The organism is Nonomuraea sp. NPDC003727 (assembly GCF_053586935.1).
Map to the genome: position 1 here is coordinate 50456 of NZ_JBSFNE010000028.1, position 11693 is coordinate 62148.

Below are 11693 nucleotides of genomic sequence, written 5' to 3' on the forward strand. Positions count from 1 at the left end.
GTACGGATGTCTCGGGCAGGCGTGTGCCGGGCACACGCCTGCCTGCTACACCCGTGTCACGCACACCATGGTGAGGATGGCGACCCCGCTCGGCTTGGCGGCGTCGGCCGGCCGGTCCGGCCGCGACAGGGGCCGCTCCGTCAGTTCCTCGGCGGCCACCCGCGCGCCGGCCGGTACGGCGAGGCCGGACCCTGGGCTCGGCTGGGTGGCCGGCATGTCGCAGCTCTCGGTGTGTTCGTGGCTGCCTGGAGCATGGTGGTGCGAGTGAGAGGTGGTGGCGCCCGCCGCGTGAACGTCGGCGGCGGCGTGGTGACCGTGCGGGCCGAAGGCGCACATCAGGAGGTGGAGCACGACGGTGACCGCCAGCAGCCCGAGCACGATGGAAGCTCGGCGAGCTGGCGTCCGTGGCGCGCGGCTCCAGGTCACGCTGACGACGCTAGCTCACTGAACGTATGCATTGCTTCTACACTGAGTTAACGAGATGTGCGAGTCGCGACGCTGTCCTTTCCGGAGTTCGCGATCTACTACAGTGGATAGGACGTGTGATCGGGGGAGTGCTGTGATCAAGGGAGCGGGCGCGAGGCTGCCGCGCTGGCTCGTCGTGGTCGCGCTCGCCTTCGGTGTCGCCTGCATGCACTCGCTGGGCCACGTGAGCGCCGATCACGCGATCTCCGAGCACGCGATGCCGCACCACGGGCAGACGCCCCAGGTGGTGCCGCAGGGCGGTGACACACCCGGGCTCGACCCGACGGCGGTGTGCCTGGCCGTCATGACGCCCTTCCTGGTGCTGTGGCTCATCGCCGTGAAGGGGAGCGCCGGACGGCGCCTCCTCGTCGTGCCGGTCTCCCTCCCGGGCCCGGACCGGTTGGCCAGGCCGCCACCCAGGAAGACGGCGGTGCGCCTGGCCGAACTCTCGGTTCTCCGCGTATAGGCCGGCCACTTCCGCGGACAGCCGGACCGGCCCTGTCCGCGGCACGGTCCAACGCATCGGAGATCGAGAGAAGGCAAGCAGTATGGACGACAACCGATCCGGAATCCGCAGGCTCGCGCTGACCGCGGTCGCGGGAGCGGCATCCCTGGCGGTGCTGACGGCGTGCGGCGGCGGCGCGACGGCCGGGCACGGCATGAGCGCCACCGGCGCCCCCGCCGTGACGACGACCGGCGCCCAGCCTGGCGCCGGCTTCAACGACGCGGACGTGATGTTCGCGCAGATGATGATCCCGCACCACCAGCAGGCGGTCGAGATGGCCGAGCTGGCCGGGACCCGCGCGTCCGGCGCGGAGGTCAAGGACCTGGCCGTGAAGATCAAGGCCGCGCAGGATCCCGAGATCCGGACCCTGCGGGGCTGGCTGAAGGACTGGGGCAAGCCCGAGTCGGCCGGGCACATGGCGGGCCACGGCATGTCGGGGATGATGAGCGAGGACGACCTGAAGAAGCTCGAGGCGGCCAAGGGCGCGGCCTTCGACCGGCTGTTCGCCCAGCAGATGATCGCCCACCACAACGGGGCCATCGAGATGGCCAGGACCGAGCAGGCCCAGGGGTCCAGTCCCGCGGCCAAGGAGCTCGCCAAGACGATCGAGACGACGCAGCAGACCGAGGTCGCCCAGCTGCAGCAGATCCTCGATCGGCTCTGAGCGGGTCAGCGGCGGCGTCAGGGCGAACCGACGCCGCCGCTGAACGGCCGATCGTCCGGGTCCCGGTCGCCGGCGACAGCGGCGGCGTGGGGCGAGCCCCGATGCCGCCCCCGAACGGCCGATCGCCCGAGGCCCGGCCCTACCGGGACGCGGGCGATCGGGGCCTGCGCCCGTCGCGGGCGCAGGCCTGGCCGGTTACCGCAGGTAGCCGAGGAGCGTCATCATGCCGGACTCGGCGTGGTAGACGTTGTGGCAGTGGATCATCCACAGCCCCGGGTTGTCGGCGTCGAAGTCGACGTCCAGCGTGCCGTTCGGCATGACGATCGCGGTGTCCTTGCGGATGCCTCCCGAGGCCAGCGCGAACGTGTGGCCGTGCAGGTGCATCGGGTGCCACATGGTGGTGCGATTCACGAACGACAGGCGGACCCGCTCCCCGGAGCGCACCGCGGAAACGAGCGCCGGGTCGTACTTCCTGCCGTTGATCCCCCAGTCGTAGGCCATCATGCCGCCGGTGAGCTCCAGCTCGATGGTGCGGTCGGGCTTCCTGGGTGCGAGCCGTACGGCCTCGCCGGGGCGGAGCTCGGCGTAGCGCACCACCTCGCCCTCGAGTTCGCGTGGGCGCAGGTCCGGCTCGGGCGGCGCGGGGGTGCGGCTGGTGCGGATCAGCCCGCGCGCCACGGCGTCCTTCCCTTCCGCGAGGGCGACCAGCGGGAACACGCCGTCCTTGAGGGTGACCAGCACGTCGTAGCGCTCGCCCATGCCCAGCAGCAGGGCGTCCGTCTCGGCCGGCCGGACGGCGAAGCCGTCGGTGTGCGTGACGGTCATGCGGTGCCCGGCCAGGGCCACGCGGAAGGCGGTGTCACCGCCCGCGTTGATGATCCGCAGGCGCAGCCGGGTGCCCGGCCTGGCGCGGAAGGTCTCCGGCGCGGTGGCGATCCGGCCGTTGAGCAGGAAGTGCGGGTAGCGCACGTCGCCCGCGTCCCCGCCGAGAAGCACGCTGGTCGCGCCCATCAGCATGTGCGTGGCCGTCTCAGGCCGGGGCGGGGTCGTGCCATGGTCCATGCCCGGCATCCGCTCAGGCGTGGCGGTCGCCGTACCCCCGCCGTGATCCATGCCCATGCCGCCGGACAACGCGGCGAGCACCTCGTCCGGGGTGCCGGTGATCCCGTCCAGCCAGTCGTCGAGGACCACGATCCATTCGTCGTCGTAACCCAGCCGCTCGTCCGGGTCCTCCACGATCAGCGGGGCGTACAACCCGCGGTCGAGCTGGGTCCCGGTGTGCGGATGGAACCAGTAGGTGCCCGGATCGGGAGCGGCGAACTCGTAGGTGTACGCGGTGCCGGCGGTGACGGGCCGCTGGGTGACGGCGGGCACGCCGTCGGCGTCGTTGCGGAGGGCCAGACCGTGCCAGTGGACGCTGGTGTCGGTGGGCAGGTCGTTGGACAGGCGGGCGCGGACCACCTCGCCGGCCTTGACCCGCATCGGGGTGCCGGGGATCCGGCCGTCGTAGGCCCAGGTCCGCGCGATCGGGCCGCCCAGGTCCACCTCGGCGGGGGCGGCCCTCAAGCGGAAGTCGCGCACCGCTCCCGTACGGCGGGCCCGCTCGGCGGCGCGGACCTGTTCGCTGGTCGGGCTGAGGAACGGGGACGAGGGGGTCTGGGCGCACGCGGTGAGGGCGGCGCCGCCCAGCAGGCCGAGACCGGCCCTGAGCAGGGTACGCCGGCTGATGTGGTGCATGATCGATGCCTCGCTGAAGGTCGTGCTGACGGATGGGCGGGGACCGGACCGGGCGTGGAGCCGCCGCGGTCCGGGTCTCCGCTCAGGTCCGCAGCACGACCGTGCGCGTCAGGGTGAGCGACAGGGGAGGCGTCCCCGCAAGCGCGGGCGGCGCTCGCCGTCCGGTACCTGGTCGGAGCCATGCGTCGAACGGGTCGGCCAGCCGCATCCGCAGCGGGGCCAGGGCCAGCAGTGCGGCGATGATCGCCAGGCAGATCGACACGGTGCCGGGCGCCCCGCCCGGTGCGTGGCCGGGATCGGCGTCCGCACGGCCGGGATCGGCGTCTGGACGGCCGGGATCGGCGTCTGGACGGCCGGGATCGGCGTCTGGACGGCCGGGACCCGCATCCGGGTGGCCGGGATTCGCCTGTGGGTGGCCGGGACCCGCATCCGGGTGGCTGGAATCGACGTCTGGACGGCCGGGGTCGGCCTGTGGGCGGTTGGGGCCGGCGTCCGGCCTGGCGGGGTGAGCGCCTTCCGGGTGGAGCGCGCCCGTCGTCGTGTGGGGCGTGGCGTCGTGCCGGTTGTCGAGGTGCCCGAAGGTGTGCATCGCGGCCACGCCCACCATGAGGAGCACAAGGAGCAGAAGGCGCGACAGCGCGCCGGTCAGCGATGCCTTCCGCTCCATTCCCACGGTCGCATGCTACCGGTATCTCCTATGGAGCGTCGTAGAAAGGTGGTCCGCCGCTCAGGTCACGGTGAGGGTGGTCTGCATGCCCTGCGCCCGGTGATTGTCGATCGGGCACCACACCGCGTACCGGCCGCGCTGAAGGGTGACGGTGAACCGGCCCTTCTGGCCGGGTTCGACGGTCTTCGACTGCTGTCCCTTCTTCATGCCCGGCCCTGTGATCGCCATCGCGTGGGATGTCTTGCCCACGTTGTCCAGCACGAAGGTGTAAGTGCCGGCGGGCAGGGCGTTCCTGGCGAAGGCGAAGGAGAACTCCTTCATCGTCACCTCCACCAGGGAATTCTTGGCGGCGGCGGACGGCGACGCGGTCGCGGTGGCAGGACCGGGCGCCGCGGACGCGGCCTGGAGACCGCCGGCGCCGGCGAAGCCCGTGACGGCGAGCAGGACGACCGCCGCTCCGGCTCCGGCCAGTGGAAGCTTGTTGATCGCACGCATCGAGTGATCTCCTCCCTGCGATCGCGACGCCCGGCGTGGAGGCTGTCGGGCGCGGCCGTTCCGGATCGGCGGCGGGGCCGCCGCCTCTGCCGAACACGTACTACCAGCCATAGTGAATTCTGCCCGGATGTCGGGCGGCTATCCTCCGCGCCGCGTTTTTGCCGTCAGCCGCCGGTCGGCCGTGAGCGCCGCCCGGACGTCATCCGCCGGTCGGCCGAGACCCTCCGCTCGGCCGTCAGCCGCCGCCCGGCCGTGACCGTCGCCCGGCCGTGACCCTCCGCCCGGCCGTCGGGCGTCCGGGCGGTGGCTCAGGGCCGCGGGGTCATCGAGGCGGCCCGGGGAGGCGGAGCCGCTTCAGGGCGAGCGCGTTGAGCGCGACGATGACGCTGGACCCGGACATCGACAGGGCGGCGATCTCCGGACGGAGCACCAGGCCGAAGGCAGGTTCGAAGACGCCCGCCGCGATCGGCAGCGCGATCGCGTTGTAGCCGACCGCCCAGCCCAGGTTCTGCCGCATCTTGCGCAGCGTGCCGCGGCCGATGGTCAGGGCGGTGGGGACGTCCAGCGGATCGGAACGCATGAGCACCACGTCGGCGGTCTCGATCGCCACATCCGTGCCCGCGCCGATGGCGATGCCGAGGTCGGCCCTGGCCAGTGCGGGGGCGTCGTTCACCCCGTCGCCCACCATGGCGACCTTCCGGCCGCCGGCCTGCAGCTCGGCGATCCTGGCCGCCTTGTCGCCCGGCAGCACCTCCGCGATCACCGTGTCGATTCCCAGCCGCTCGGCGATCCGCCGCGCCGTGGCCTCGTTGTCGCCCGTCAGCATGATGACCTCGACGCCCGCCTCGTGCAGGGCCGCCACCGCCGCCGCGGACGTCTCGCGCGGCGCGTCGGCGATGCCGAACAGCCCGGCGGCCCGACCGTCCACCGCGGCGATCACGGCCGTGCGCCCGCCGGCGGCCAGCTCCTCACGGCGGCCGGCCAGCTCGCCCAGCTCGATGCCTTCGGCCGCCATCAGCCTGCGGTTGCCCACCACGACGCGGCTCCCGTCCACGACGGCGATCGCGCCATGGCCTGGGACGTTCTCGAACGTGACCGCACGCGCGGAGTCGACTCCCCGCCCGTCGGCCTCCCGGACGATGGCCTCGGCCAGCGGATGCTCGGACTCACGCTCGACGGCGGCGACCAGGCGCAGCAGCCGGGCCTCGCCGATGCCCTCGGTGATCACGTCGGTGACCTCGGGCTCGCCCTTGGTCAGCGTCCCGGTCTTGTCCATGACGACCGCCTGGATGCGGGCGGCGCTCTCCAGCGCCATCGCGTTCTTGAACAGCACGCCACGCTTGGCGCCCAGTCCCGTACCGACCATGATCGCGGTGGGTGTGGCCAGGCCCAGGGCGTCCGGGCAGGTGACGACCACCACGGTGATGGCGAAGAGCACCGCCGTACTGAGGCCCGCCCCCGCCACCAGCCAGGCGGCGAAGGTCAGGGCGCCGCCGACGAGAGCGACGAGGACCAGCCAGAACGCCGCCCGGTCGGCCAGCCGCTGGCCGGGCGCCTTGGAGTTCTGCGCCTGCTGGACCAGCTTGACGATCTGGGCGAGCGCGGTGTCGGCTCCCACCTTGGTGGCCCGCACGCGCAGGGTGCCGTTCCTGTTGATGGTCGCCCCGATGACGGTCGAGCCGGCGGTCTTGTGCACCGGCAGGCTCTCGCCGGTGACCATGGACTCGTCCACGTCGCTCTCGCCGTCCTCGGCCACTCCGTCGACGGGGATCTTGGCGCCGGGCCGTACCAGCAGGAGATCGCCCGTGACCACCTCGGCCGTGGGCACCTCGACCGGCTCGCCGTCGCGGACGACGAGCGCCTTGGGCGGCGCCAGGTCGAGCAGGGCCCGGATGGCGTCGTTGGCCCCGCCTCTGGCGCGCATCTCGAACCAGTGGCCGAGCAGCACGAAGGCGGCGAGCACGGTGGCCGCCTCGTAGAACACCTCGCCGCCGCCGGTGAAGGTGACGATGACCGAGTACAGCCAGCCCGCCCCGATGGCCACCGCCACCAGCACCATCATGTCGAGCGTGCGGGCGCGCAGGGCCCGCACCGCGCCCTCGAAGAAGATCCACGACGAGTAGAAGATCACCGGCAGGCTGAGCAGCAACGCCCACACGTCCTCGCGCAGCCCGAACGGAACCGGCACGCGCAGGCCGAACACTTCGCGCCCGATCGGCGACCAGATCAGGATCGGCACCGACAGCACGGCCGCCACCAGGAACCGGTTGCGCATGTCGGCGACCATCGCCTCCATCGACATGCCGGCGTGATCGCCGTGCCCCGTCAAGTCGTGCGGCGACGGCTCACCCTCGTGGCCCGCACCCGCCGCCTTCTCCCGTACGGCGGTCGCGGCGCCGTGGCGCGCGTGCGCATCCCCCGGCGGGTCGGGCTCCAGCATCGGATCGCAGATGTGGGCCGGCACGGACTGCCCGGCGCAGTGATAGCCGCACTCCCGCACCCACCGGCGCAGGTCGGCCACCGACGTGGCCCTGGGGTCGAACACCACGGTGGCCGTCTGCGCCACCGGATTGACCTCGACGTCCAGCACCCCGGGGCGGCGGCTCAGGACCGCGTGCACGACGCTCTGTTCCGAGGCCCACCGCAGCCCGCTCACGTCGAGGATCGCGGTGCTGCGGTCCTTGAGCTCTCCGATCGACACGTCCGCCTCCGTCCGTCCGGCGGCGCCGCGCCCCACGGCGCCTGTCCCGTTAACTACTATGCAAAATAGTTAGGCGTGGCGCACGCGAGGGTCGGCGCCAGCGTCAGGAAACGTCCAGGGCCGTGCCGTACAGGCGGGAAAGCTTGATTTTGATCACCACGCGCCGCTCGAGCGCCTGCTGCTCCAGGAAAGCCGTCGGATCGGTCACCTCTCCGGCGAACGCCAGCAGTTCCTCGGGACTGTCCAGCACCTCGGCCTGCCCCTCGGCCACCGCGAACGACCACACGTCGGGGCCACTGACATGAAGGGCGACATGCGGGTCGTTACGGACCTGCCGCGCCTTCAGCCGGTCGGCCGTGGTGGAGATCCGGATGACGCGCTCGACGGGGCTCCAGCGGTACAGGACGGTCGACATGGCCGGGTGGCCGCTGCGCTTCACCGTCGCCAGCACCCCGAACTGCTGCTTCTGCAGGAGTGACTCCAGTTCCTCGGGGGTCAGGCGGCGCGGGGCGGGTCCAGTCTGCTCACTCATGGGCCCTTCCTATCAGCCGAACCCGCGCACCTGGCGCCCCACCGCCTCGCGCGGGATCGGCGGCCCCTCGACCAGCAGCCTTCGCCCTGGCGGGCGGCGCCGGGGCGCTACACGGCGCGGATCGGCGCGCCCACCGTGTGCAGGTGGCGGAGCATCAGCCGGTAGGACTCCAGCAGCCCCGTCTCGCAGTAGGGGAGTCCGATCTCGGCGCAGTACTCCCGCACGATGACCTGGGCCTTCCCCAGGTGCGGCGTGGGCATGTTCGGGAACAGGTGATGCTCGATCTGGTAGTTCAACCCGCCCATGGCGGTGTCGATGAACCAGCCGCCGCGAACGCCGCGGGTGGTCAGCACCTGGCGGCGCAGGTAGTCCAGCTCCTCCCCGGGCTTGAGGGTGGGCATGCCCTTGTGCCCGGGCGCGAACACCGACCCCATGTAGAGACCCCACAGCCCCTGGTGCACCACGAGGAAGACCAGCGCCTTGCCGGGGGAGAGCACCAGGAAGAGCGCGGCCAGGTAGGCGATCACGTGCGCGGCCAGCAGCGTGCCCTCGACGAGGCGGTGCTTGACGGCCGGGTTGCGCAGTGAGCGGAAGCCCGACACGTGCAGGTTCAGGCCTTCGAGCAGGAGCAGCGGGTAGAACAGCGCCGCCTGACGACGTCCGATGAACCTGGACAGGCCGCTGCTGGCCCTGGCCTGGTCGGTGGACCAGACCAGGATGTCCGGCGCGACGTCCGGATCCAGCTCCTCGTGGTTGGGGTTGGCGTGGTGGCGGGTGTGCTTGTCCATCCACCAGCCGTAGCCCATCCCGATCATGAGGTTGCCGGCGACCCACCCGCTGATCCTGGTCGGGCGCATGGTGCGAAAGACCTGGCGGTGGGCGATGTCGTGACCGAGCAGTGCCACCTGGGCGAACATGATCGCGAAGAAGGCGGCGACGAGCACCTGCCACCAGGAGTCGCCCAGGGCGAAGAAGGCGGCCAGCCCGGCCAGGTAGAGTCCTGCGACCAGCGCGATCCTGCGCGCGTAGTAGCCGGGCCGGCGCCTGAGCAGCCCGGCCGCGGTGACGCGTTTGAGGAGCCGAGCGTAGTCGCTGCCGGTCTGGGGCCGGACACTCTGAACGTTGGACATGCCGAGGAGTCTGGCCAGGATCCCTCCTGGCGGGGATCATGGCTGCACCCGTCTCGATGGGAGGGTAAGCCCTACCATCGGAGTACGGTTGCCCGCCGGTCAACCGGTCGCGGACCGTCGGGTACATGACCGCTCCTCGCTGCGGTGGGCCGGATGCCGGGCGGGTCCGCTGTTCGGCGGACCCGGCAGGCCGGCAGGGTCCGCCATCCGGCGGAGTCGGCCGATGCCGCGGATGGTTACGATCGGTGGCCATGACGATGACCCGGCTGCCGGACGTCCGAGGAGCGACATCATGACGATCTCGGTAGCGCTCGTCGACGACGAGGTGATGGTCCGCGTGGGCCTGCGCATGGTGCTGAGCGGCGAGCCGGACATCGAGGTCGTCGGCGAGGCCTCCGACGGTGTCGAGGCCCTCGACCTGGTCGCGCGCACCCGGCCGGACGTCGTGCTGATGGACGTGCGCATGTCCAGGATGGACGGGCTGGAGGCGTCACGGCGGCTCGTACGGGATCACCCGGACAGCAAGGTCATCGTGCTCACCACGTTCGACGAGGACGAGCACGTCGCCGCCGCCCTGCGCGCCGGGGTCAGCGGCTTCCTGCTCAAGATCGCCCCACCCGAGCAACTGGTCGAGGCGGTCCGGACGGTCGCGGCCGGCGGGGGACTGCTGCACCCGGCGGTGACCCTGCGGGTGATCGCCGCCTTCGCCGGTCAGCCGGAGCCCACCCGCACGACGAGCCGGACAGCCGAGCTGGACTCGCTCACCAGCAGGGAGACGGACGTGCTGAGGATGCTGGCACAGGGCCTGACGAACACCCAGATCGCGGCCCGGCTGTACCTGGGCGAGGCGACGGTCAAAACCCACCTGTCCCGGATCCTCATGAAGCTCAACCTGGCCACCCGCGTCCAGGCGGTGGTCTTCGCCTACGAAAGCGGCCTCGTCCGCCCCGGAGAGCACGACCGTCCCTAGCCGGATGTCGCCGGCCTGTGTCCTCCTCGTCGAGGTGCCTGCGTCAAGGCTTCCAGGCGTAGCACTCGACCTCGGCGCGGCGGAAGGGGAGACCCTTCGCGACCGAGTCCTTCACGCACGCGCGTTCGGAGGGGCTCAGTCTCAGCTCGCCGCACACGCTCACCCCGGAATACGTGCGGCAGTCCAGCGTCGGGTCGGCTCGCCCGATGCGATAGGTCCGCCTGACCTCCGAGCGGCACTCGGCCCGCGCATCCGGCGTGTCCGCGTACCGGCACTGATTGATCAGGATCTCGTACTGCTGCTCGCTCACCTCATGCACGGGGCCGATCCCGCCCTGGGCTGAGCCCGCGGACAGGCCGAGGACGGCCACCACCCCGAGCCCGGCGACGACGATTCTGTTCATGATTCCCCCTACAGCGATCCCACCAGGCATCCTTCGGGATGCCGTCGGTCGAGCAGGCAGAGCTGGTTGTCCTCGGGATCGGCCGGCACGACGAAGCCCTCGTCGCCGGCCCGGACCGGTGGGGCCGCCACGGGAAGGGCCAGGCGTCCCGCACACGAGATATTCAGTTACCGGTGGTCAGGACCATGCGGAAGCGGGCCTGACCGGACATCATCTTCTGGACCGCCGCGCCGGCCTCCTCCAGCGGGACCTCCTCGGTCCAGGCCCGGACGCCGCTCTGGGTCGCGAACCTCATGGTGTCCTGGGTGTCGACCGCGATGCCCGAAGCGTGGCCGTACACCCGCCTGGCCCCGCTGACGAGCTGCAGGGGCGTGATGTCCAGCGGCTCCATGTCGACGCCGACGATGATGAGCTCACCACGGCGCCCCATCCCGTCGACCGTCGCGGACATCGCCGCGGCGTTGGTCACCGTCGCCAGCACCACCTTGGCTCCCCCGTACGTCTGCAGCGCGTCGGCGGTCTGCTCGGTGGCGCTGTCGATGTAGCGGGACGCGCCGAGCTTGTGAGCCAGCGACGCCTTGTCGGGACCGCGGGCCATCGCGACGGTGTTGAAGCCCATCCTCGCGGCGAACTGCACGCCCAGGTGCCCCAGGCCGCCCAGGCCGAGGACCGCGACGGTGTCGCCGGGACGCGCGCTGCTGCGGCGCAGCGCGTTGTACACGGTCACGCCGGCGCAGGCCAGGGGCGCGGCCTCCACCGCCGTCAGCTCGTCCGGGACCGCGGCCAGGGCGACGGCCGGCACCACGACCGAGTCGGCGAACCCTCCGGCGTACGCGGCACCCGGCACCTGGAGCTCGGGGCACAGGACGCCGTCGCCCTCCCTGCAGGCGTCGCAGTGGCCGCAGCTGCCTCCGTACCAGCCGACCGCCACCCGGTCACCGACGGACCAGCCGGTGACGTCGCCGCCGACCGCGTCGATACGTCCGGCGATCTCGTGTCCTGGCGTGACAGGGAAGGTGGTGCCCGGGAGGTGTCCGCCGGTGATCAACGCGTCGGAGTGGCACACCCCGCACGCCTCGACGGTGATCCGCACCTGGCCCGGGCCCGGCTCCCGGGTATCCACCCGGACCAGGGACATCTCCCCGCCGGGCTCGGCGACCTGCATGGAACGGTGTGTGGTCGCAGCCATGCCGGCTCCTTTCTCTCGAGGCTTCGCCGGCTGTCCTTCGCCGGCAGGAGGAGCACCCGTCACCCTGCCGTTCGCATCGGGCTCACCGAACGGGGCGGAAGAAGGGTGGCTCTGGCGGTCCGGAACCGGGCTGGACACCCGTCGTGCTCCGGTCCCCGCGTGGGGCAGCGCCCCGGCACCTGAGCGCCCGGGAGAAGTCCTCGGCACGGTCCACGTCGGCGACCGGCCCCACCAC

13 protein-coding genes are annotated in these 11693 nt (G+C 71.8%); 3 read left to right on the forward strand and 10 right to left on the reverse strand.

Annotation, left to right across the window (positions count from 1 at the left end; genetic code table 11):
* Nucleotides 1-45: 45 nt before the first annotated feature.
* On the reverse strand, nucleotides 46-426 hold the full coding sequence (locus tag ACWDLG_RS40785; RefSeq protein ID WP_449930333.1) for a hypothetical protein: 381 nt from the start codon (nucleotides 424-426) through the stop codon (nucleotides 46-48).
* 133 nt (nucleotides 427-559) lie between these two features.
* Here ACWDLG_RS40785 and ACWDLG_RS40790 point away from each other — a divergent pair, with 133 nt between their 5' ends.
* On the forward strand, nucleotides 560-931 hold the full coding sequence (locus ACWDLG_RS40790) for a hypothetical protein (RefSeq protein WP_449930335.1): 372 nt from the start codon (nucleotides 560-562) through the stop codon (nucleotides 929-931).
* Nucleotides 932-1013: 82 nt separating this feature from the next.
* Nucleotides 1014-1634, forward strand: coding sequence for a DUF305 domain-containing protein (locus ACWDLG_RS40795; RefSeq protein WP_449930337.1), 621 nt, complete (start codon nucleotides 1014-1016; stop codon nucleotides 1632-1634).
* 195 nt (nucleotides 1635-1829) lie between these two features.
* On the opposite strand, the gene ACWDLG_RS40800 is transcribed toward ACWDLG_RS40795, so the two are convergent.
* The 6 genes from ACWDLG_RS40800 to ACWDLG_RS40825 all read right to left on the reverse strand — a co-directional run bounded on the left by ACWDLG_RS40800 (nucleotide 1830) and on the right by ACWDLG_RS40825 (nucleotide 8896).
* Complete coding sequence (locus ACWDLG_RS40800) at nucleotides 1830-3371, reverse strand: multicopper oxidase family protein (protein WP_449930339.1); 1542 nt, start codon at nucleotides 3369-3371, stop codon at nucleotides 1830-1832.
* 82 nt (nucleotides 3372-3453) lie between these two features.
* Nucleotides 3454-4044: a hypothetical protein gene (locus ACWDLG_RS40805; RefSeq protein WP_449930341.1), complete on the reverse strand. Its 591-nt coding sequence runs from the start codon at nucleotides 4042-4044 to the stop codon at nucleotides 3454-3456.
* 54 nt (nucleotides 4045-4098) lie between these two features.
* Complete coding sequence (locus ACWDLG_RS40810) at nucleotides 4099-4533, reverse strand: cupredoxin domain-containing protein (protein ID WP_449930343.1); 435 nt, start codon at nucleotides 4531-4533, stop codon at nucleotides 4099-4101.
* A 322-nt stretch (nucleotides 4534-4855) separates the two neighbouring features.
* Nucleotides 4856-7234 carry a heavy metal translocating P-type ATPase gene (locus ACWDLG_RS40815; protein WP_449930345.1) on the reverse strand — a complete coding sequence of 793 codons (2379 nt, stop codon included), beginning with the start codon at nucleotides 7232-7234 and terminating at the stop codon, nucleotides 4856-4858.
* Nucleotides 7235-7337: 103 nt separating this feature from the next.
* On the reverse strand, nucleotides 7338-7766 hold the full coding sequence (locus ACWDLG_RS40820) for a pyridoxamine 5'-phosphate oxidase family protein (RefSeq protein WP_449930347.1): 429 nt from the start codon (nucleotides 7764-7766) through the stop codon (nucleotides 7338-7340).
* 107 nt (nucleotides 7767-7873) lie between these two features.
* Nucleotides 7874-8896, reverse strand: a complete 1023-nt coding sequence (locus ACWDLG_RS40825) for a fatty acid desaturase family protein (RefSeq protein ID WP_449930349.1) — start codon at nucleotides 8894-8896, stop codon at nucleotides 7874-7876.
* A gap of 292 nt (nucleotides 8897-9188) precedes the next feature.
* Between ACWDLG_RS40825 and ACWDLG_RS40830 the strand changes: the two genes are divergently transcribed.
* Nucleotides 9189-9866, forward strand: coding sequence for a response regulator (locus ACWDLG_RS40830; RefSeq protein WP_449930351.1), 678 nt, complete (start codon nucleotides 9189-9191; stop codon nucleotides 9864-9866).
* A gap of 43 nt (nucleotides 9867-9909) precedes the next feature.
* Here the strand turns inward: ACWDLG_RS40830 and ACWDLG_RS40835 are convergent, their stop codons facing one another.
* From ACWDLG_RS40835 to ACWDLG_RS40845, 3 genes are read right to left on the reverse strand one after another with little or no spacing between them, the layout of a single operon-like run.
* Entirely contained in the window at nucleotides 9910-10269 is a 360-nt protein-coding gene (locus ACWDLG_RS40835) for a hypothetical protein (protein WP_449930353.1), read from the reverse strand.
* An 8-nt stretch (nucleotides 10270-10277) separates the two neighbouring features.
* Entirely contained in the window at nucleotides 10278-10400 is a 123-nt protein-coding gene (locus ACWDLG_RS40840; RefSeq protein ID WP_449930355.1) for a hypothetical protein, read from the reverse strand.
* A gap of 32 nt (nucleotides 10401-10432) precedes the next feature.
* Nucleotides 10433-11458: an alcohol dehydrogenase catalytic domain-containing protein gene (locus ACWDLG_RS40845; protein WP_449930357.1), complete on the reverse strand. Its 1026-nt coding sequence runs from the start codon at nucleotides 11456-11458 to the stop codon at nucleotides 10433-10435.
* Nucleotides 11459-11693 lie beyond the last annotated feature (235 nt).

Bases quoted from the DNA above. Each gene is read 5' to 3' on its own strand.
- ACWDLG_RS40795 (WP_449930337.1), top strand. From the start codon at position 1,014: ATGGACGACAACCGATCCGGAATCCGCAGGCTCGCGCTGACCGCGGTC.
- ACWDLG_RS40800 (WP_449930339.1), bottom strand. From the start codon at position 3,371: ATGCACCACATCAGCCGGCGTACCCTGCTCAGGGCCGGTCTCGGCCTG.
- ACWDLG_RS40810 (WP_449930343.1), bottom strand. From the start codon at position 4,533: ATGCGTGCGATCAACAAGCTTCCACTGGCCGGAGCCGGAGCGGCGGTC.
- ACWDLG_RS40820 (WP_449930347.1), bottom strand. From the start codon at position 7,766: ATGAGTGAGCAGACTGGACCCGCCCCGCGCCGCCTGACCCCCGAGGAA.
- ACWDLG_RS40825 (WP_449930349.1), bottom strand. From the start codon at position 8,896: ATGTCCAACGTTCAGAGTGTCCGGCCCCAGACCGGCAGCGACTACGCT.
- ACWDLG_RS40830 (WP_449930351.1), top strand. From the start codon at position 9,189: ATGACGATCTCGGTAGCGCTCGTCGACGACGAGGTGATGGTCCGCGTG.
- ACWDLG_RS40835 (WP_449930353.1), bottom strand. From the start codon at position 10,269: ATGAACAGAATCGTCGTCGCCGGGCTCGGGGTGGTGGCCGTCCTCGGC.
- ACWDLG_RS40845 (WP_449930357.1), bottom strand. From the start codon at position 11,458: ATGGCTGCGACCACACACCGTTCCATGCAGGTCGCCGAGCCCGGCGGG.